The organism is Aeromicrobium sp. P5_D10 (assembly GCF_054049535.1).
Genome location: NZ_JBFUME010000004.1, coordinates 46064 through 66081, shown reverse-complemented (window position 1 = coordinate 66081; position 20018 = coordinate 46064). Strand labels below are relative to the sequence as shown.

The following is a 20018-nucleotide window of genomic DNA, read 5'->3' as shown; positions in this document are numbered from 1 at the left end:
GGCGTTGTGCTCGATGAGACAGGACGTACAGATTTCCGCGGTGTTTCGAGTCCGCTCAGTGGACCATGTCGTGCACACCACGTCGGTGACCACTGTCACTGTGATGCCACTTCGAGCCTTCGAAGTCTCGCGGCGATGAGGAAGAGGACGGTCGATGAGGATGCACAACGACGTGGAGCGGGCCACACCACCCTTGGTGGAAGTGGTGGGAGTCGTGCGCCGCTACCCAGGAGTCGTAGCGCTCAGCGGGGTCGACCTCACCATCCATGCCGGGGAGGTGCTGTCGCTGACCGGGGAGAACGGTTCGGGAAAGTCGACGCTCGCCAAGATCATCGGTGGAGTCGAGCAGCCCGATGAAGGCCACCTCCTGGTGGACGGCAAGCAGACGGTTATCGCCGATCCGTCCGCGGCTCGGGACCTCGGGATCGTCATGATCAGCCAAGAGCTGACGCTTGCGCCGTCGCTGACCGTCGCCGAGAACATCATGATGGGACGCCTGCCGCTGCGGCGGGGTCACGTCGACTGGTCGTCGGCCCGCAGGCAGGCTCGGGAGGTCCTGGATCAGCTCGACGTTCACATCTCGGTCGACGCGCCGGTGCGCGAGCTCAGCGTGGAGCTTCAGCAAGAGGTGGAGATCGCCCGCGCGATCTCGTCCCAGGCTAGGCTGCTGATCCTCGATGAGGCGACCAGCTCGCTGTCTGAGTCCGCCACCGATCGGCTTCTGGAGCTGGTGCGGATCCAGGCCGGACGAGGCGTGGCGGTGCTGATGATCTCGCACCGGATGCCCGAGCTCTACTCGACGGCGCAACGGGCGACGGTCCTGCGCGACGGGATGCTCGTCGGTTCGGTCCCGCTGCCCTCGACACCCGAGCCGCAACTGGTGCGCATGATGGTCGGCCGCGACCTCGGCGACTACTACGGGTCACGCGACGTCAGGATCGGCGAGACGGTGCTCGAGGTCGAGGACCTGGTTTCCGCCGATGGTGAGATGAGCCCTACATCGTTCACCGTCAGCGCGGGCGAGGTGCTCGGCATTGCCGGACTGGTGGGATCGGGCAAGGCCCAGCTGGCCATGTCGCTCGGCGGGGCGATCGCTGCCAGCGGGTCAGTCCGTGTGCACGGCAAGAACGTAGCCCTCGGGGATCCGCGGCGCGTCATCGCCGCAGGTATCGGCTACGTCCCCGACGACCGTCGCAAGTCGGCACTCCTGCCGGTCCGCAGCGTTTCCGACAACTTCTCCGTCTCATGGTTGCGATTGATGGGGCGCGGCGGCATCGTCCGTACGTCGGTCGAGCGCCGACGCGTCAAGGCCGCGATCGAACGCTACGGCGTCAAGACGTCATCGCCCAGCAAGCGGATCACGCTCCTGTCGGGTGGCAACCAACAGAAGGTCATCCTCGGGCGCACGTTTGCCCTCGGCTGCGACGTCTACGTTCTGAGTGAGCCGACCCGCGGCGTCGATGTGGGCTCGAAGAGCGCGATCTACGCGATGCTCCACGAGCTGGCCGCGTCCGGCGCGGCCGTCATCGTCGTGTCGTCGGAGCTGCCTGAGCTGATCGGCCTGAGCGACCGGATCCTCGTGTTCTTCCGTGGAGCGGTGTGCGGCGAGCTCCAGGGCAACGAGATCTCGGAGCAAACCATCGGTGACCTGGCCGTCAGCGGCCGCGTGCACACGAACCAAGACGTCACCTCATGACCACGAAAGGAAACCCCCGTATGTCATCTGACTCGCTCGTTGCCGAGAACAGGCCTGACACTGGCCACGGCAGCACGCCTAGTGAGGCGATACCCTCCCGGTTCGCGTCTGTGTGGTCGGAGGTCCAGCGCGTCTCGGGACGCAGCACCGGTGTCATCGCCGGTTTAGTGATCCTGTGCGTCTACCTGGCGGTGACCCAGCCCGTCTTCGCGACCTGGGGTAACACAACCAACCTCGTCGCGGGCAACAGCGTGATCCTCCTGCTCGCGATCGGGGCCACCTTCGTCATCTTGTCGGGCGGCATCGACCTGTCGACCGCGGCGGCCGGGGCTGCGACCGCAATGATCTTCGGTGAGCTCCTCTCGGCGGGTTTGGGTGCGTTTGTTGCGGTGGCCGGGACGCTGGCCTTCGGCCTGTTCCTCGGTGCGGTCAACGGCGTGTTGATCAGTTACCTGAAGATCCCGTTCCTCGTGGTCACTCTCGGCACACTTTCGATCTTCGAGAGCTTTGCGCTCGTCCTCCACAGCGGCAAGACCATCAACACGTTCACGTTGGACGGGTTCCAGCCGGTCTACCGCTTCACGCTCGACAAACTGGCCGGTATCCCGTACCTGTTGATCTTCGACGTCGTCGTGGTCGTCCTCGCAGCGCTGGTGCTGCGTTACACCTCGTTCGGCCGGGGCGTCTACGCAATCGGGTCGAACAGTGAGGCCGCACGGCTCAATGGCATCAACGTTGCCCGCACGACGCTGATGGTCTACGTCATTGCCGGTCTGTGCGCGGGGCTCGCCGCCCTCGTGCAGGTCGGACGGCTGACCGGCGCGTCGCCCAACATCGACTCCACGCTGCTGCTCACCGTCATCGCTGCGGTCCTGATCGGCGGCACCGCCTACACCGGTGGCGAGGGAGGGATTGGCGGCACCGTGCTGGGCGTCCTGTTCCTCGGGGTCATTCAGAACGGTCTGACCCTCAGCGACGTCTCTTCGTTCTGGCGTGGCACCGTGAACGGTCTCGTCCTGATCGTGGCCGTCGCGCTCGGTGTCGGTCGCGACCGTGGTTGGTTCCGTCTTCCGAAGGGCCGTCGCCGTGGCTGACGTCCTGAGTGAGTCCGAGCTGGAGACGGTTGTGGCCGTCGCCGCGACTCTTCTGCCACCGCTCGACCCGCCCGACAGTGCGGAGCCGGACCTCGCGGCGTACTTTCGCGACGGTGCGGCCGAACGCGGCATCGACATCACGGTGGCGGCGATCATCCCACGGCTCGATGCCCCGGTGCGCGCTGCGGTGATGGCACTAGTCGCCCAACTGCAGGCGGAGGGTTTTGCCGACCTCGGGCTCGAGGAGCGCTCGGCAGCCCTGAACCGCGCGGCTGTCGACCAGCACGTGCGTCTCGGCGTGCGCCATCTGAAGACGCTCGTCCTCGGGATGTTCGTCAACGGGGTGGGCCCCGACGGACTGAACCCGACCTGGCCGGTGCTCGGCTATCCCGGACCGGTGTCGGCACCGGTGACGCCGAGCGAAGCCCCCGGTCGTCTTCCGGTCCTTGATCCCGACACATCACGGATCTCGGCGGACGTCGTCATCATCGGATCCGGCGCGGGTGGCGCCGTCATCGCGGCGCGGTGTGCGGCGGCCGGCTTGTCAGTGCTGGTGCTCGAAGCAGGTGAGCAACGGGCCGAGGACTCCTTGAAGGAGCTCGACTCCGATGGCGCGGGCATGTTCCTACGTGGCGGGATCATGTGGTCGGAGAACGGGCAGATGGGTGTCTTGGCGGGGGCGGTCCTCGGGGGCGGCACGCTCATCAATTCGATGGTCTGCCTGAGGACACCTGACGATGTGCGGGCCGATTGGGCGGCGCAGGGACTGACCGGTCTCGACGGTCCCGAGTTCGACAAGCACCTCGACCAGGTATGGGACCGTCTGGGCGTCACGACTGATGCCACGGTTTACAACGGCAACACGCGCGCGATGATCACCGGCTTGGCGTCGCTCGGGTACGGGCATGAACGCCTGCCGCGCAATGCCGCGCGCGACGACGACTCGTCGCTCTGCGGATACTGCAACGCCGGCTGCCAGCGGGGATCGAAGCGGACGGTGGTGCACACGTACCTCCAGGACGCCGTCGCCGCAGGCTGCTCGATCGTCGTCGGGTGCGAGGTCGATGAGGTACTGACCGAGAACGGGGTGGCCACGGGGGTACGGGCGACGCTCCGCCGTGCCGATGGCGACCGGCAGCTTATCGTCGACGCGTCGTCGGTCGTGGTGGCTGCGGGTGGCATCGAGTCACCCGCCGTCCTGCTGCGGTCGGGCATCGGAGGTCCGGCGGTCGGGCGGAATCTGCGCCTGCACCCCGCGTGGATCGTCACCGGGGTCTACGAGGAGCCCATCGAGGCTTGGCACGGGCAGATCCAGTCGGCGGTCAGCTTCGATCTGACGAAGGTCGTCGACGGCGGCGGCTTCCTGGTCGAGAGCCTGGGACTGAACCCCGGCACGTGGGCTGGGCAGATGCCGTTCGTCGACGGGCGCACGACCCGCGAGCGACTGCTCGACCTGCGGCGCTTCGCGACCTGGCACGGCGTCTCGCACGACCACGGCAGCGGCGAGGTGTACCTCGATGACGAGAGGCGTGCCGCGGTCCGGTGGGAGCTCGACGACGCCGATCGTCGTATCGGCTTGCGGGCGCACAGCGAACTCGCGGCCATGCACCGGGCTGCTGGAGCCGCCGAGGTGTTCACATTCCACTGGAAAGACGTCCGCTGGCGTAAGGGTGAGGATTTCGATGCCTTCGTCGAAGATCTCGGCTACATCGATCCCGACGACTACACGGCGTACTCGGCGCACCAGATGGGCTCGTGTCGCCTGGGCAGCGATCCTGAGACGTCGGTCGCGGACGGCTGGGGCCAGTTGCACGACGTCTCCGGCGTCTGGATCGGGGATGCCTCGGCGCTTCCGGCGGCCCCGGGCGTCAATCCGATGATCACGATCATGGCGCTGGCCGAACGAACGGCCCAAGCGCTCCTCAATTCTCGGGAGATCCGGTCGCCCGCAAGGACGACACCACCTTCCGTGCGCGCATCGCGCACTGTTCCAATCCCACCGGTCGCATCGTCGATGCGACCCACTCCAGGAGGTCCCTCATGAAGTTCCGTAAGCCGCTACTCAGCGCTGTCGCGGGCATCGCACTCGTCGCATCCGCTTGCGGCTCGTCGTCCGACGCCGGGGGGGCGTCCGGCGACTCGTTGACCATCGGCTATTCCAGCCCGGTCGAGTCTCAGCCCAGCCAGCAGGAGCTGATCGCCGGCTTCAAAGCCGGTGCGAAGAGCCTCGGTTGGAAGACTGATGTGATCGACGCGAACCTGTCGCCTGATGCGCAGGTGTCGAATGTGCAGACGATGCTCCAGAAGAAGGTCGACGCCATCTCGATCTGGACCCTTGACGCAGGCGCGATGCAGGGCACATTCGCGCAGGCGGCGTCGACCAAGACGCCGCTCATCGGCGTCAACTCCACGAGCGACCAGATCGACACGACCGTATGGTGGCAGCTCAACCTGTGCGAGGCCGACGACGCACCCTTCAAGGTCGCCGCGCAGCAGTTTGCGACGTGGCGTCCCGGCGGCAAGATCATCGTGATGGGCGGGCCGCCCGTGCCGTCGATCCAGGCCAATGTCAAATGCTTCACCGATGCGGCGAAGGCCGCAGGTCTGACCGTCCTGTCGGAGACCGACAACGTCAAAGACGGCTCGTCGTCCGCGTCTGCCCTCACGTCCGACCTGCTGTCGAAGTACGACGACGTCGACGCGTTCTGGGCGTACAACGACGCCTCGGCCCTCGGCATCTCGGCGGCCGTGACCCAGGCAGGTAAGAAGGTCTCGGACGGCACGAGCGACGGAGTCATCATCACCGGCGCCAACGGTGACACCGACGCCGTCGAGGCCGTCCGGCAGGGCCGCCTGACCGGCACCTGGGACCCGCAGGCCAATGCGACGGGGCTCGCCGTCGTCAAGGCGGTGCAGGATGCCAAGGCCGGAAAGGCCGAGAAGCAGCTCGTCGTGGAGTCGGTCTTCTGGTCGGCGGAGAACATCGACACGTACAAGAAGCCCGGATCGCGGGGTTACACGCTCGACACCATCCCGCTGGTCAAGTAGCCACGGCGCACCGCCTCGTGCAGGCCCCCGATCCTCTCCAGGATCGGGGGTCCTCGTGCGTCGGAGCACGAGCGACAACTCGGATGCGGCCACCCGTCCATGGCGTGTTCCGTCTGACGGAACTGATTTTGGGTGAGAGGACATCGATGACGTTCACTATGTCGATGGATACGTCGACCGATCAAGCGCGACACTCATCTACTCGCCAGGTGAGCCGCACGCGTCGTCCGCTGACGAGGACACCACTGGGCGATGGGTTGGGTGACGGAGCGAACAGCGTCCTCGGCAAGGTGCGGTTGATCCTGGAGGCCTTCGACGTCGACGACGACGGTCTCACCTTGTCCGAGCTCGCCCGACGCACCGGCATCCCGAAGGCGTCTGTCCACCGGCTCTGCCATGAACTGCTCGCTTGGGGCATGCTCGAGCGCGACGATGTCGAGTACCTGCTCGGCGTCCGTGCCTTCGAACTCGGCTCGCGCGTGTCACGATTGCGTCGCCTGCGCGAGACATTGCGGCCGCATATGGAGACACTGCACTTCCTCACCAAGGAAACAGTGCATCTCGCGGTGCTCGACGGTACCGAGGTCCTGTATCTCGAGAAGGTCAACAGCCATGCGCAAAAGACCCGCCCGTCCCGTATCGCGGGCCGCATGCCACTGCACTGCACCGCCACCGGCAAGGTCCTGCTCGCGCACGCCGACCCCGAACTGCTCGACGAGATCCTGCGCCGGGGGCTTCCGAGGCTGACCCGGTCTACCATCGTCCTGCCTCGAGTGCTGCAGGAACAGATCGCCAGGGCCCGGGAGTCCGGCTTTGCGTTGGAGAGGGAGGAGACGACGCCGGGCTTCGCGAGCGTGGCAGTCCCGGTCTACGGCGAATCTGGCTTGGTCGTCGCAGCCATCTCCGTGACGGCGCCGTCGTTCCGCGCTGACTTCCCTGCGTATGTCAAGGCGTTGGCCGATATTCGGCGCAGAGCCGGATTTGCCGCAGCGTGAAGGAGCGCGTGGGTCATCGACCGTTGCCACGTCCGGCTGGCTTCCCCGTTCTGCGGCGGGAGCCCGGGAGACTGAGCTGTCGGGAGATTCCGAGGGCCGTCGTGCGGACGGCTGCCGCGAGTCGCCATGGCTCGTAGCGGTCGATCGGCACGGATACCGAGACCGCCGCCGTGGCTCTGCCGTCGACGATGATTGCGGATGCTACGCAGGCGACTCCGAGATTGGACTCCTCGCGCTCCAGTGTCACGCCCGTCTGTCGTGCGTCGACCAGTTGGGCGGCAAGGGTCGAGGCATCGGTGATCGACTTGCTGGTGAGACGGGGCAGGGGGTGTTTCAGCACCTGGGCCTCGGCAACCGAATCAGCCGCCAGAAGTGCCTTACCCACCGCAGTACAGCTGAGCGGCAGCCGTCCGCCCACGCGTGAGGGAAGATCGATACTGCCATGGCCGTGGATCTTCTCGGCGTAGACGACGTCGAAGCCGTCACGCAGGCCCAGGTGGACGGTCTCGTGGGTGGCTTCGAACAAATCCTGCAGGAAGGGCACAGCAGCATCGCGGATCGTCCGGCTCACGGGCACGAGCCGGCCGAGTTCGAAGAGCATCAGGCCCACCGAGTAGCGATTGTCCTCGAAGCGCAGTAGCCCGATGCGTACCAGGTCGTGGGCCAGTCGGTGCGTCGTTGTGCGACTGAGACCGCCCGCGTGCACGAGCTCGCTGAACGTCAAGGGCGCGCCGTCGGGGCGGAACGCCTTGAGCAACTGCACCGCACGATCGAGCATCGATAGGGGGCGTCCCTCGCTCAGGTGCATTGTCTGAATCTGAGTTCTCGGCCGATGTGTTGGCCACTGCAGCGGGCCGCTGAACGGAACGTCTCCTTGATTGACGACACGAAGGGCACCGACGTGCAGCGAGTAGGGGGTGCCTCGAAACCCTGGGTGGTTTCGAGGCTCGGCCGTGGACGGCCTCGCGCCTCAACCGGCGAGCTGGTGGTGACCGGTCGTGGGTTGAGGTGTGAGCGAGTTCTACGAGCGAGCCTCGAAACCTCTTGATCGGGGCGAGGTAGTGGCGACCGGTCGTGACATCGCGCCGCGTTTCACTGACCGAACCGCTGGAGCCTCTCGGTGCCCACCATGGGAGAGGATCACCGTCTCAGGAGGTCCACATGGCGGTGCTGTTCGCGCTGCTCGCTTCGGCGTGCGGCGGCACGGCCGACTTCCTGGGAGGAGTCGCCAGCCGACGCCTGCCGTCGGTCGTCGTCGTGGCCGTCTCGCAGTCCGCGGGTTTCGTGGTGATCCTCATCGTTGCGCTCGTGACGCAACCAGTCAGCGATCATCCCGGTCAATTGGTGTGGGCCCTCGCCGCTGGTGTCGGGATGGTCCTCGGCCTTGTATCGTTCTACTCGGCGTTGTCGGTGGGGACGATGGGTGTGGTCGCGCCGGTCAGTGCTCTCGGCGTGCTGGTGCCGGTGCTGTGGGGCGTCCTCTACCTGGGGGAGGTGCCGTCACTGATCGCGATCGGCGGCGCGGTGCTAGGCATCGCGGGGGTCGTATTGGCCTCGGGCCCCGAGCTCACGGACCGTCTCGCCGGCCGGCCGGTCGTGCTGGCGGCGTTCTCAGGCATCGGGTTTGGCTCAGCAACGGCCTTCATCGGCGAGGCTGCCGACGGCGGCATCGTGTGGACCGTGCTGATCCTCAAGGCCACGGTCGTGGCGCTGTCGCTGCCTGTGCTGGTGCGGCGTCGGCGCTCGCTGGCTGAGGTGCCTCGACGGTGGCTCGCGATGGTCGTTCTCTCCATCGGTGTCATCGACGTGGCGGGCACGCTGCTGCTTGCCCACGCGACAACGCTGGGACTGGTGAGCCTCGTCGGTGTCGTGGCGTCGCTCTATCCCGTCTTCACGGTGCTGCTGGCTCGATGGGTGCTGCGCGAGCGGATGCTGGCGGTGCAACAACTCGGCGCGCTCATCGCCTTCGCCGGCGTCGCCCTGCTCGGCTTCGCCTGACTCGATCCGCCGAGGGACAGATCTTTCGACGTTCGTGACGTGCGAGCAACACGAACGCAGAAAGATTAGTCCCACGGCGTGATGCCGGTGCGTGTCGCTGAGCGGACCGGGCCCATAGTCAGGGGGAGGGCGGCTCTCCACACTGTCCGCTAGTCGACGGTCTCAGACCCCACGCCGTCCCAGCAGGAGGAGTTTTCCCATGGCAGAACGTACGGAGACCGGTCGGTCTCCCTCAGGCAGTACGACCGAGCTGGCGCAAGGAAGTCTCAACGTCTCGCACATCGTGTTCATGGTGATGGCCACGGTCGCGCCGGCCGGAGGCGCCGTGGCGATCCTGCCGCTTGCCATCGGACTGGGCGTCGGAGTCGGCACGCCCGGCATGTACGTGTTCGTCATGGCGATCATGCTGCTGTTCGCCGTCGGGTTCACCAAGATGGTTCCTCACGTGCACAACGCAGGCGCCTTCTTCGCCTACATCGTCAAGGGGATTGGTCGCCCCGTCGGCCTCGCGGGCGCCTACATGGCCACGACCGCGTACCTGGCGCTCGCCTCGGCGACCGGTGGTGCGATGGGCTTCTTCGCAGCAGGCAGCGCCGACAAGCTCCTGGGCATCGACCTGCCGTGGTGGTTCTACACCGTGGTCGGCCTGACCATCGCCTTCACGCTCGGCTACCTCAAGATCACCCTCGCAGCTGGCGTGCTCGGGGTGGCACTGGTCCTCGAGCTGATCGTGGTTCTGGTGCTGGACATCGCGATCATCGCGCAGAACGGGTTCAGCAGCCTGCCGGCCAGCTCGTTCAGCCTCGACAACGTCTTCGCCCCGGGTGTGGTGGGCGTCGGCATGATCTTCGCGTTCTCGTGCTACCAGGGCTTCGAGGGCACCGCGATCTACGCCGAGGAGGCCAAGGACCCCGAGCGCACCGTCCCGCGGGCGACCTATATCTCGATGGCCTGCATCGGCGTGTTCTTCGTGTTGACGTCGTGGGCGTTCCTCGCGAGCTCGGACGGCGCGACCGCAGCGGCGGCCAAGAGCCCCGGCACGTTCGCGTTCGATCTCAGCGACGAGTTCGTCGGGTCGGCCTGGACGACGATCTTCGAGGTGCTCATCGTGACGAGCTGCTTCGCCGGCGTGCTGGCGTTCCACAACGCGGCCTCGCGCTACATGTTCGCCCTCAGCCGGGACGGCTTCCTGCCGCGGCAGCTGCGCACCCTGCATCCCAAGCACCAGTCGCCGGTCGTCGCCGGCTCGACGGGCTACGCCGTCGAGATCCTTGTCGTCATCGGCTTTGCACTCGCCGGGCTCGACCCGCTGACCACTCTCACGTCGGGTCTCACGGGCTTTGGCGCGGTCGGCCTGATGCTGTTGATCACCACGACGTCGCTGGCGGTCTTGGTGTACTTCGCCCGTCAGGGCATTTACGGCTGGGCGCAGACCGTCGCACCGGGCCTGTCGCTGATCGGGTTCGGCGCGATCACCTACTTCGCCCTGTCGAACTTCACCGCGATCACGGGCACCGACTCCAAGATCATCAACGCCATGCCGTACCTGCACCTGCTGACGATTGTCGTCGCGATCGCCGTGGCCTTGCGGGCACGTCAGGCTCGCCCGGAGACCTACGCGAACATGGGCCGGACCCTTGTCGACTGACGGCGCCGGTGTGCTCGTGCGCCTCGGATACGCCGATACCCCGCTGGGGCAACTGCACTATGCCGAGGCGGGATCGGGTGAAACGACGATCATCTGCCTGCACCAGACCCCGCGGTCGTATGACGAGTTCACCGAGCTGATGCCCTTGGTCGGCGAGCACCATCGCATCATCGCGATGGACATGTACGGTTTCGGCCAGTCGGCCAAGCCCGAGGGACCGCAGACCATCGAGCAGTACGCCTCGGGTGCGTTGCACCTCGCCGACGCGCTCGGTCTGGACCGGTTCGCCGTGATGGGTCACCACACAGGTGCCGTCGTCGCGGTCGAGGTGGCGGCAGCCGCACCCGAGCGGATCTCGGCGGTGGTGCTGTCGTCACCTGCCTACACCGGCCCGGAGTTCCGTGCCGCTCAGGCGGACGGCCCCGGCGGCGTCGATGATGCCGAGGTGGACGAGGAGGGCAGCCACCTTGTGACGTGGTGGAACCAGCGGCGGCCTCACTACCCGGCAGGCAGGCCAGACTTGCTCAACCGCTTCGTCCGCGATGCGCTCGCGCCGGGAGTCGACCCCCTCGAGGGCCACGTCGCATGTGCGCGGTATGTCATGGAGGATCGGGTGGGTCTGGTCGTGGCACCGGTCCTGATCCTGGGTGCAGACGCCGATCCGTTCTCATTCCCTGACGTCGCCCGCATGCAGGTCGAGCTCACGGGTGCCCCGCGGGTCGAGGTCGCGGTCATCGAGGGCGGGATGATCCCGATGACGGAACAGCTGCCGGAGAGTGTCGCCGACGCGGTCGTGGAGTTCCTGGATTGGGTCGTACCGCAGTAGAGGGAACGACGGCGTGACAACGGTGGCGGCCCCCCCGGGGTGTCGCCACCGTTGCGTGTCAGGGAGTCGGAAGGCCCGCTGAGCGAAACGCCCATACCCCACGGAGGCCCAGCCGGTGGTTGTCTGTGGATGACCTTGCACGACGAAAGGACCCACCCCGTGCGCAACCCCCTGTTCGACTCCCTGACCGCCGACGAGATGCGTCGTGTCGCAGCCATCGTCCGACGCGAGAACGTCGCCGAGCGCCCCGGCTTCTCCGCGGTCTACACCGACGAGCCCGACAAGCGGCTGCTGCGTGAAGGCGTCGACATCGCCCGCCGAGCGCGCGTGCTGCTGGTCGACCGCGCGACAGGTGCCACGCATGACCTCGTCGTCGACCTCGATGCGGACACGCTCGTCTCGTCGGTGCCGATCAACGACGGTGCGGCGCCCGTCTTGCTGGACGAGTTCGACCTGGTGCCGGACCTCATCAAGAAGGACCCGCGCTACATCGAGGCACTCGCCAAGCGCGGCATCACCGACATGGACAAGGTGCAGATCGACCCGTGGGGCGTCGCCAACATGGCGGTTCCCGGCGTGCTCGACTACGACGTCGAGGGACGCCGCCTGGCAGGCTCGGTCACGTACTACCGCGACTTCCCGTCCGACAACGGCTATGCCCACCCCGTCGAGGGCGTCATCGCCGTCGTCGACCTCGTGACGCTCGAGGTGATCGAGGTCCACGACTTCGGCGTGCGTCCCATGAACAAGGAGCAGGCCAACTACACGGCCGACGCCAACCAGCCGATGCGCACCGACATCGCGCCGCTGGAGATCACCCAGCCCCAGGGCGTCGGCTTCACGATTGACGGTCCCGAGCTGACGTGGCAGAAGTGGCGCTTCCGCATCAACTGGCACCCGCTCGAGGGCCTCGTGCTGCACGCCGTGGAGTACCAGGACGACGGCGAGTACAGGTCCGTGCTGCACCGCGCCTCGCTCGGCGAGATGGTTGTCCCTTACGGCGACCCGTCGAAGGAGCACTTCTGGCGCAGCGCCTTCGACGCCGGCGAATTCGGCCTCGGCAAGCTGGCCAACTCCCTACGTCTGGGTTGCGACTGCTTGGGCGAGATCGTCTACCTCGACGCCGTGAACGCCGGCGAAGATGGTGAGCCGACCACGGTCGAGAACGCGATCTGCATCCACGAGGAGGACGCCGGCATTCTCTGGAAGCACACCGATTGGGTGACCGGCGAGGTCGACGTGCGCCGTTCGCGGCGCCTCGTCGTGAGCTTCATCGCGACGGTCGGTAACTACCACTACGGCTTCTACTGGAACTTCTACCAGGACGCGTCGATCCAGGTCGAGGTCAAATTGCTGGGCATCGTCCAGACTCGCTCGGTCGAAAAGGGCGAGACCTCGGCACACGGCACCCGTATCGCCGAGAACCTCGTCGCGACCTACCACCAGCACCTGTTCTCGTTCCGGCTCGACCCAGAGGTCGACGGCTGGGAGAACACCGTCGTGCAGAACGACGCCTATGGTGTGCCTGTCGGGCCGGAGAACCCCTACGGCAACGCGATCGGCGTCCACCGCACCGTCATCGATCACGAACTGGCGGGCGACGACCACACCAACACGCAGTCGTCGCGCAACTGGTCGATCCTCAACCGGTCGAAGACCAATGCGTGGGGCAACCCCGTCGGCTACAAGTTCCTCCCAGGATGGTCGTCGGCCACGATGCTGGCGCAGGCGCCGTCGCTGGTCGCGAAGCGGGCGGGCTTCGCGACCCGCAACATGTGGGTCACGCCTTACTCACCCGACGAAATGCGTCCGAGCGGTGACTTCCCGAACCAGAGCCGCTCGGGCGACGGCCTGCCCCGCTGGACGGAGGCCGACCGGCCGACCGAGGACACCGACATCGTGCTGTGGCACACCCTCGGCGTGACGCACGTGCCCCGGGCCGAGGACTGGCCCGTCATGCCGACGGAGGTCGCAGGCTTCCACCTGCTGCCGGCCAACTTCTTCGACAAGAACCCCGCCCTCGACGTCCCCGCCTCGCAGTCTGCGCACACAGGCGGCAGCGGACACGGGGACCGTCCCACCGACCAGCACTGCCACTGACGTGTCGGCACCAGGAAGGACCACCATGACAACCAGCACCACCGTCACAACCGCCCGGTCGACCCGGCCGGCGCGAGATCTCGCGACGACGGCGATCGCCGTCGTCGCCGTCACCTGCTTCGCAGTGCATGTCGTGCTGCTCGTGGCGACCGGCACGTCGATGCTGACCATGAGCGTGACGATGCTGGTGCTGTCGGGGCTCTGCGTCGCCTGTACGCGGCGGGCCGGATCGACACACGGTCGCCGCCACCACTCGGTCGCGGCGGCGGTCGCCCTGACGATGATCGTCGTACACCTGCTGATGATGTCGTCGGGTGCCGGGGGCCACGCAGGCATGGACCACGCTGCCATGGGCCACGCCGGCATGCAGATGGCCTCGTCGTCGGACGGCCTGATGTCGTCCGGTGCCGTCGATGTCCTGATGAACGCCGGCCTGGCCCTCGCGGCCGTGCAGGTCGTGTTGGCCACCGGCACAGCGCTGCGTCCGCGTCGGCGGAGCGTCGCATGAGCGCGGTCGGACGCAACGCGTACGCCCCGACCGCGGACTACCTGCAGCTGATCGGCGGCGACTGGGTCGCCGGCTCCGGCACGTTCGAGGCCATCGACCCCAGCGTCGGCACGCCGTGGGCGCTGCTCGCCCAGGGCTCCGCCGCCGACGTCGAGCGGGCCGTGGCAGCCGCGAAGGCCGCATTCCGCGATTGGCGGCGAACGACGGTCGATCGACGCCAGGCCGTGCTGCTGGAGATCGCCGACCGCTTCGAGGCTGACAGCGAGCGGTTCGCGTCTCTGCTGGCGACCGAGAACGGGCGTCCCATCCGCGAGGCGTTCATCGCCGACATCCCGACGGTGCAGGCCATCTTCCGCTTCTACGCCGGTGCGATCCGGGCCTTCAATGGTGAGCAGATCCCGCTGGCGAACCCCGACACCTTGCTGTACACCAAGCGCGAGCCGCTGGGCGTCGTCGCGGCGGTGCTGTCGTGGAACTCGCCGATCATCACGTTCGCCAACAAGGTCGCGCCGGCGATCGCGGCAGGCAACACCATCGTGGTCAAGCCGTCGGAGTTCGCCTCGGCGAGCATCCTCGAGCTTGCCGCCGTGATCGGCGATGCCCTTCCACCCGGTGTGCTGAACATCGTCACAGGGGTCGGCCCCGAGACCGGCGCTGCTCTCGTGTCGCACCCGGACATCGCCAAGATCACGTTCACCGGTGGACCCGCCACTGCGACCGCGATCTTGGGCTCCGCGGCCCGCACGCTGACGCCCAGCTTGATGGAGCTGGGTGGCAAGGGACCCATGATCGTCGCGGCCGATGCCGACCTCGACGTCGCAGTCCAGGACGCGTTGATGGGCATCTACCTGGCCAACGGTGAGGCGTGTATCGCCTCGTCCCGGCTCCTGCTGCACGACGACATCCACGACGAGTTCGTGGCCCGCTTCAGTGAGGTCGCCCGCAGCATCACGGTCGGCGACGCGACCGACCCGGCCAGCGAGATGGGCCCGCTGGTGTCACGGCAGCAGCTGGACCTCGTCCGTGGACACCTCGACGGCGCTCGTGCCGAAGGAGTGTCGGTGCTGGTCGGAGACGAGCCGCTCGACCTCGACGCCTCGCTCGCCGGCGGCTTCTACCAGCGGCCCGTGCTTCTCGCGGATCCCGAAGGTGGGGCCACCATCACGCGCAGCGAGGTGTTCGGGCCTGTGACGGTCGCCGAGCGCTTCAGTACCGACGAGGAGGCGATCGCGCGGGCCAACGCCAATCGTTACGGTCTCGCCGCCGGAGTCTGGACCAACGACCTGCGCCGCGCCCACCGCATGGCCGATGAACTCGATGCCGGCATCGTCTGGGTCAACCGCTGGTTCGACCTGGCGCCGGGCATGCCGATGGGTGGTCGAGGTGACAGCGGCTTCGGGCGTGAGCTCTCGTTCGAGACGTTGCGCGAGTACACGGCGGTCAAGTCGGTCAACATCGACCTGAGCACGGATCGGCCGCCGCTGTGGGGGCTGTCGGGTCGGTGACCCGATCGTGATTGGGTGTCCTCATGGACTCCATCCCCAGCTTCGCTCGTGAGGACGAGCGACTCTCCAGCAAGGACAGGCTCCTCGACGCCGCGATCCAGATCGCGGGCCGAGAGGGCCTGTCCGCGGTGACCTACCGAGCGGTGGCCGCACGGGCGGGCGTCACGCACGGCCTGGTGCGGCACCACTTCGGCACGCGCGAGCAGTTGCTCAACGAGGCGTTCCGCCGAGCCGCCGAGCAGGACTCCGATGGCGTACGGCTGAGGGCAGGCAGCGTCGAGGAGTTCGCCTCGACGTTCGTCGAGTGGTTCAACGTCTCGTGGGAGCGATCGGTACTGCAGTTCGATGAGACGACGCACGCTATCCGGGGCGCGCTCCCGATGGACAACATCCGCCAGCAGTACGAGCGGTACATCGAGAAGGTGCGCGAGACGTTCGCCGCCGTGGGCATCGACGATCCCGACGGTCGGGTTGCGGCCCTGGTGTTCGCGGCGCTCGACGGCCTCGCCCTGCAGCACTTGATCTACCGCGAGGACCTGCGCACCGAGCACGTGCTCGACGCGCTCCGCGACATCCTCACCAGACTCGCGGACTGAGCCGAGCTCTGCGGCGCGTCAGGAGCCAGAGGTGAGGGCCTCGACGGCAGCGATGACGCGGTCGTCGTCGGGTGTGACGGCTGGGCGGAAGCGCGACACGACCTCGCCGTCGGCCCCGACGAGGAACTTCTCGAAGTTCCACTCCACGTCGCCGGCCTGGCCGTCCTCGTCCGGCGTGGTGACCAGCATCGTGTAGACGGGGTGGCGTCCATCGCCGTTGACGTCGAGCTTCTGGGTCATGGGGAACGTCACGCCGTACGTCAGCGAGCAGAAGTCGGCGATCTCGCCGGACGTGCCCGGCTCCTGACCACCGAACTGGTTGCACGGAAAGCCGATCACGGTGAAGCCACGATCGGCGTACTTCTCGTGCAGTTGCTCAAGGGCCGTGTACTGCGGTGTGAGGCCGCACTTGGAGGCGACGTTGACGAGCAGGGCCGCGCGCCCGCCGGTGATCTCGCCGAGGGTTGTCTGGGTGCCGTCGAGGCGGGTGATCGGTGCGTCGAGAAGGGTCATGGGCCGAGGCTAACCCTGTCGCGCCCACGTGACCCTCCGGCAGTTCTGCTCACCAAGACAACACGGCGCGGGCCGGGGTCGTTCCCACGCACCGCGCGGCGACGGTGCTCGCCGACCCGGCGACGGCCAGAGCCGCAGCCGCCACGAGCCACGCGTTGGGATAGCCGGTCGTGTCGGCCACCGCCCCGAAAATCAGTGGCCCCGCCACGCTTCCCCCGAACAGCCCGCTTTGCATGACACCGGTCACGGATGCCACGCGGCCGATCCACACCCGCGTGATCGCGATGTTGAGCAGTCCGGTCCATCCCCAGCCACAGCCGAAGGCGACCGCGATACCGACCAGGTAGCCGACCGTGGTGCCTGTGCCGACCAGCACGACGCCAAGGACGCCGGTGATCTGCAGGCCGGCGATGTCGAGCAGTAGACGGCGGGACGTGTGGTCGCCCCAGCGCCACGAGGTGAGGATGCGGCCGGCGATGCAGCACAGGCTGCCGAGCACGAGTCCGCCGGCAGCCACGGCGGGGGAGAGGCCGGACGAGAGCCCGCTGGCGACGCCGAAGACCGCCACGGTCGTGGCCGCCGCCGAGCCCATGAATCCTCCGACGCACAGGGCGAGGAGCGTGCCACGCTGCGTCAAGGTCGACGTGCTGGGAGCACGGCGCGGGGCGCGCGGCGTGGCCCCAGGGCGCCGCGGCACGACGAGCTGCGGCAGCAGGGTTGCGACCAGCAGGATGACCATGGCCTGTCGCCAGGGCTTCACGTCGTCGAACGAGGCGAGCAGCAACCCGGCCAGGAGGGTGGCCGCCGGCACGGCCGATTGGACGATGCCGAAGACCGCGCCCTGTCGACGTCCGGTGGCCGCGGTCGCCAGCGTCCCGTTGGAGGCGGGCTGGATCACCGCGTTGGCCATCCCGAGCGCCACGAAGGCCATCGCCAGTGTCGCCGGCCCCTGGGCGACGGCGACGAGGGCGACACCGACGCTTGCCATTGCTGCTGAGAGCCGCAGTGCGCGCGAGGGTCCCACGCGTTGCACGACGAGCCCTCCAAGGGGGCTGACTACCGCAGCCACGAGGTAGCCGAAGGACACGGTGCCGGCCAGAGCCGGCACCGACAGCCCGAGATCGGCTGAGATACCGGTTCCCATCGTCCCGACGACGAACGGCGGCGCGGCCACCATCGTCATCGACAGCGCGGCCGCCGCGACAGCCCTCATCGGGCCGTGAAGCCTCCGTCGACGTGCACGACCGATCCCGTCGTCCATCCGGCTTCAAGGGCCAGCAGGCCGGCGACGGCGTGGGCGACATCGTCGGGGCTGCCCCAGCGGCCGGCGGGGATGGATGCCGTGAAGGCGGCTTCGGCCGCGCGGTCGGCCGCCGTGCCGTGCTGATCGGCGTTCATGGGGGTGCGCACCGGGCCGGGGGCGACGCAGTTGACCGTGACGCCGTCGGCGGCCACCTCGAGCGCGATCGACCGGGTCATGGCGGCCACGGCGCCCTTGGTCGCCGCATAGGCCGCGCGGTCGGCGGCACCCACTGACCCGAGTACCGATCCGATCGTCACGATGCGGCCGTGCTGCTGCTCGACCATCGTCGGGAGCACAGCACGGATCGCGAGCCAGGTGCCGACGACATTGGTCTCGAGCGCAGCTCGCAGCTCGTCCAGCGGGAGGTCAGTGACGCTGCCCCGCGCCAGGCGCCCGGCGGCCGTCACGAGACCGGTGACCGGGCCCCATCGCTCGGCGCAGAGGTCGACGGCGCGTGCCAGGTGGTGGGGGTCGGTCGTGTCGCCGGCCACGGCGACGATCGTCTCCGGGTCGGCTCCGAAGTCGACCAGTTCGTCCAGCGCGTCGTCAGCCCGTCCGCGGTCGCGTCCGAGCAGCACGACCGGCCGTCCGTCGGCGACGAGCCGCCGGGCCACGCCAAGGCCGATGCCGCTGGTGCCTCCCGTGACGACGACCGGACCCTGATCGGTCACGCGCTGTAGTCGGCCGTGAACGGCGTGTCGACGCCGACGGGGCCGAGCTTCTGCGATCCGCCGGGGTCACCGAGCGCCTCATCGCGACCAGGGAGAGGCAGCTCGAAGAATGCGACCGAGTCGGCCAGGAACTCGCCGAGCTCGGGGTCCTTACGGGCCTTGCGATCGACGAACACTGCGCTGACGGGGCACTCGACCTCGCAGGCGCCGCAGTCGATGCACTCGTTGGCGTTGATGTAGCTCCGGCGGTCGCCGATGTAGATGCAGTCGACCGGACAGACCTCGATGCAGGAGCGGTCGAGGACGTCGATGCAGTCGGATCCGATCACGTAGGCCATCAGATGTCTCCTTGTTCGAGGTGGGTTTCGGGTGGGGGTCGGCTCAGGCGCCGTCGGTCGAGTGGCCGGGGAAGAGGACGAGGTCAGGATCGAGGTCGACCGCGACGTGGTTCATGGCGGTGGCTACCTCGCCGAAGCCGACCGACATGAGCTTGACCTTGCCGTCGTAGTCGGTGACGTCACCGGCTGCGTAGACGCGGGGCAGGTTGGTTCGGCCGGACCGGTCGACCGCGATGGATCGGCCGAGCAGCTCGACGCCCCACTCGCGCAGCGGGCCGAGATCGCTGATGAACCCGAGTGCGGCGATGACGTGGTCGCAGGCGACGACGGTCTCCGTGCCGTCCTTGGCCTGCAGCGTCACCTTCTGGAGTGCCTCGGTGGCCGAGTCGCCGTGCAGGGCCACGACCTCGGTGTCGGTGTGGATCACCGCAGAGCCGGTGCGCACACGGTCGAGCGTTGCAGCGTGGCCGCGGAAGGCGGCACGACGGTGCACGAGCGTGACGGATCGGGCGATCGTCGCGAGTGCGTCGGCCCAGTCGAGGGCGGAGTCGCCGCCGCCGACGATCACGACATCTTGGCCGGCATGCTTGGAGGGATCGACGACGAAGTACGAGAGGCCGTTGCCGACAAACTCATCGCCTGTGCCGAGAGGCCGCGGTGTCGGCGTGCCGATACCGGCGGTGATGACGACGGCGCCGGCCCGCAGCACCGTCCCGTCGTCGAGCGTCAGCACGGGGGAGCCGTCGACGTGCTCGAGCGTCACGGCCTGGCGGCCTAAAAGGTAGGTGGGCTCGTACGTGTCGGCCTGCTCGACCAGGTTGGCCACGAAGTCCCGACCGCGGATCGACGGCAACGCTGCGACGTCGCGGATCTGCTTCTCCGGGTAGAGCGCCATGACCTGGCCGCCTGCCTGGGGAAGGACGTCCACCACGACGGTCGACAGGCCGCGGAAGCCCGCGTAATAGGCGCCGTAGAGACCGGTCGGCCCGGCACCGACGATGACGACGTCGGTCTCGATGACGATGGACGGTGCGCTCACGACAGCTCCTCAGTAGGTGACCAGGGGTGGTGGTCGGGTCCGAGGGACTCTAGGTCGGACGAGTCCGTACGACATCGAATCGGGATCGCTGAGCGGAATTCGCGGCTCGTCCGGACCAGTCTTCGGGCGAAGTCCGCTGG

The 20018-nt window shown here is 67.7% G+C and carries 18 protein-coding genes; 12 read left to right on the top strand and 6 right to left on the bottom strand.

Annotation, left to right across the window (positions count from 1 at the left end; genetic code table 11):
- Positions 1-154: 154 nt before the first annotated feature.
- From ACXJKC_RS08170 to ACXJKC_RS08150, 5 genes are all read left to right on the top strand, one after another.
- On the top strand, positions 155-1696 hold the full coding sequence (locus ACXJKC_RS08170) for a sugar ABC transporter ATP-binding protein (RefSeq protein WP_456696205.1): 1542 nt from the start codon (positions 155-157) through the stop codon (positions 1694-1696).
- Positions 1697-1716: 20 nt separating this feature from the next.
- Positions 1717-2790: an ABC transporter permease gene (locus ACXJKC_RS08165; protein ID WP_456696204.1), complete on the top strand. Its 1074-nt coding sequence runs from the start codon at positions 1717-1719 to the stop codon at positions 2788-2790.
- Positions 2783-4834, top strand: a complete 2052-nt coding sequence (locus ACXJKC_RS08160) for an FAD-dependent oxidoreductase (protein WP_456696203.1) — start codon at positions 2783-2785, stop codon at positions 4832-4834. The genes ACXJKC_RS08165 and ACXJKC_RS08160 overlap by 8 nt, the downstream gene beginning before the upstream one ends.
- Positions 4831-5838: a sugar ABC transporter substrate-binding protein gene (locus tag ACXJKC_RS08155; RefSeq protein WP_456696202.1), complete on the top strand. Its 1008-nt coding sequence runs from the start codon at positions 4831-4833 to the stop codon at positions 5836-5838. Before ACXJKC_RS08160 ends, ACXJKC_RS08155 begins: the two co-directional genes overlap by 4 nt.
- A gap of 209 nt (positions 5839-6047) precedes the next feature.
- Entirely contained in the window at positions 6048-6833 is a 786-nt protein-coding gene (locus ACXJKC_RS08150; RefSeq protein WP_456696201.1) for an IclR family transcriptional regulator, read from the top strand.
- 13 nt (positions 6834-6846) lie between these two features.
- On the opposite strand, the gene ACXJKC_RS08145 is transcribed toward ACXJKC_RS08150, so the two are convergent.
- Positions 6847-7641 (bottom strand): IclR family transcriptional regulator, encoded by a 795-nt coding sequence (locus tag ACXJKC_RS08145; protein WP_456696200.1) that lies wholly within the window; start codon positions 7639-7641, stop codon positions 6847-6849.
- A gap of 353 nt (positions 7642-7994) precedes the next feature.
- Between ACXJKC_RS08145 and ACXJKC_RS08140 the strand changes: the two genes are divergently transcribed.
- The 7 genes from ACXJKC_RS08140 (at position 7995) to ACXJKC_RS08110 (ending at position 16014) form a co-directional block, all read left to right on the top strand.
- A complete protein-coding gene (locus ACXJKC_RS08140) occupies positions 7995-8831 on the top strand; it encodes an EamA family transporter (protein ID WP_456696199.1) in 837 nt (278 codons plus the stop codon).
- Between the two features lie 199 nt (positions 8832-9030).
- On the top strand, positions 9031-10479 hold the full coding sequence (locus ACXJKC_RS08135; RefSeq protein WP_456696198.1) for an APC family permease: 1449 nt from the start codon (positions 9031-9033) through the stop codon (positions 10477-10479).
- Complete coding sequence (locus ACXJKC_RS08130) at positions 10469-11305, top strand: alpha/beta fold hydrolase (protein WP_456696197.1); 837 nt, start codon at positions 10469-10471, stop codon at positions 11303-11305. The genes ACXJKC_RS08135 and ACXJKC_RS08130 overlap by 11 nt, the downstream gene beginning before the upstream one ends.
- 159 nt (positions 11306-11464) lie before the next feature.
- Positions 11465-13405, top strand: a complete 1941-nt coding sequence (locus ACXJKC_RS08125; RefSeq protein ID WP_456696196.1) for a primary-amine oxidase — start codon at positions 11465-11467, stop codon at positions 13403-13405.
- Positions 13406-13430: 25 nt separating this feature from the next.
- Entirely contained in the window at positions 13431-13913 is a 483-nt protein-coding gene (locus ACXJKC_RS08120; protein ID WP_456696195.1) for a hypothetical protein, read from the top strand.
- On the top strand, positions 13910-15418 hold the full coding sequence (locus tag ACXJKC_RS08115) for an aldehyde dehydrogenase family protein (protein WP_456696194.1): 1509 nt from the start codon (positions 13910-13912) through the stop codon (positions 15416-15418). The genes ACXJKC_RS08120 and ACXJKC_RS08115 overlap by 4 nt, the downstream gene beginning before the upstream one ends.
- Before the next feature lie 23 nt (positions 15419-15441).
- A complete protein-coding gene (locus ACXJKC_RS08110; protein WP_456696193.1) occupies positions 15442-16014 on the top strand; it encodes a TetR/AcrR family transcriptional regulator in 573 nt (190 codons plus the stop codon).
- Between the two features lie 18 nt (positions 16015-16032).
- Here ACXJKC_RS08110 and ACXJKC_RS08105 read toward each other — a convergent pair whose 3' ends face one another.
- The 5 genes from ACXJKC_RS08105 to ACXJKC_RS08085 are packed head-to-tail and all read right to left on the bottom strand — an operon-like array spanning position 16033 to position 19878.
- The gene (locus tag ACXJKC_RS08105; RefSeq protein WP_456696192.1) at positions 16033-16527 is read right to left on the bottom strand and encodes a glutathione peroxidase; all 495 of its coding nucleotides are present in this window, start codon (positions 16525-16527) and stop codon (positions 16033-16035) included.
- Positions 16528-16576: 49 nt separating this feature from the next.
- Positions 16577-17740: an MFS transporter gene (locus ACXJKC_RS08100; RefSeq protein ID WP_456696191.1), complete on the bottom strand. Its 1164-nt coding sequence runs from the start codon at positions 17738-17740 to the stop codon at positions 16577-16579.
- Entirely contained in the window at positions 17737-18501 is a 765-nt protein-coding gene (locus ACXJKC_RS08095; protein ID WP_456696190.1) for an SDR family NAD(P)-dependent oxidoreductase, read from the bottom strand. The genes ACXJKC_RS08100 and ACXJKC_RS08095 overlap by 4 nt, the downstream gene beginning before the upstream one ends.
- Positions 18498-18839: an indolepyruvate ferredoxin oxidoreductase subunit alpha gene (locus ACXJKC_RS08090; protein ID WP_108580321.1), complete on the bottom strand. Its 342-nt coding sequence runs from the start codon at positions 18837-18839 to the stop codon at positions 18498-18500. Before ACXJKC_RS08090 ends, ACXJKC_RS08095 begins: the two co-directional genes overlap by 4 nt.
- 43 nt (positions 18840-18882) lie before the next feature.
- Positions 18883-19878 carry an NAD(P)/FAD-dependent oxidoreductase gene (locus tag ACXJKC_RS08085; protein WP_456696189.1) on the bottom strand — a complete coding sequence of 332 codons (996 nt, stop codon included), beginning with the start codon at positions 19876-19878 and terminating at the stop codon, positions 18883-18885.
- Positions 19879-20018 lie beyond the last annotated feature (140 nt).

Bases quoted from the DNA above. Each gene is read 5' to 3' on its own strand.
- ACXJKC_RS08170 (WP_456696205.1), top strand. From the start codon at position 155: ATGAGGATGCACAACGACGTGGAGCGGGCCACACCACCCTTGGTGGAA.
- ACXJKC_RS08165 (WP_456696204.1), top strand. From the start codon at position 1,717: ATGTCATCTGACTCGCTCGTTGCCGAGAACAGGCCTGACACTGGCCAC.
- ACXJKC_RS08155 (WP_456696202.1), top strand. From the start codon at position 4,831: ATGAAGTTCCGTAAGCCGCTACTCAGCGCTGTCGCGGGCATCGCACTC.
- ACXJKC_RS08145 (WP_456696200.1), bottom strand. From the start codon at position 7,641: ATGCACCTGAGCGAGGGACGCCCCCTATCGATGCTCGATCGTGCGGTG.
- ACXJKC_RS08140 (WP_456696199.1), top strand. From the start codon at position 7,995: ATGGCGGTGCTGTTCGCGCTGCTCGCTTCGGCGTGCGGCGGCACGGCC.
- ACXJKC_RS08135 (WP_456696198.1), top strand. From the start codon at position 9,031: ATGGCAGAACGTACGGAGACCGGTCGGTCTCCCTCAGGCAGTACGACC.
- ACXJKC_RS08120 (WP_456696195.1), top strand. From the start codon at position 13,431: ATGACAACCAGCACCACCGTCACAACCGCCCGGTCGACCCGGCCGGCG.
- ACXJKC_RS08115 (WP_456696194.1), top strand. From the start codon at position 13,910: ATGAGCGCGGTCGGACGCAACGCGTACGCCCCGACCGCGGACTACCTG.
- ACXJKC_RS08110 (WP_456696193.1), top strand. From the start codon at position 15,442: ATGGACTCCATCCCCAGCTTCGCTCGTGAGGACGAGCGACTCTCCAGC.
- ACXJKC_RS08105 (WP_456696192.1), bottom strand. From the start codon at position 16,527: ATGACCCTTCTCGACGCACCGATCACCCGCCTCGACGGCACCCAGACA.
- ACXJKC_RS08100 (WP_456696191.1), bottom strand. From the start codon at position 17,740: ATGAGGGCTGTCGCGGCGGCCGCGCTGTCGATGACGATGGTGGCCGCG.
- ACXJKC_RS08090 (WP_108580321.1), bottom strand. From the start codon at position 18,839: ATGGCCTACGTGATCGGATCCGACTGCATCGACGTCCTCGACCGCTCC.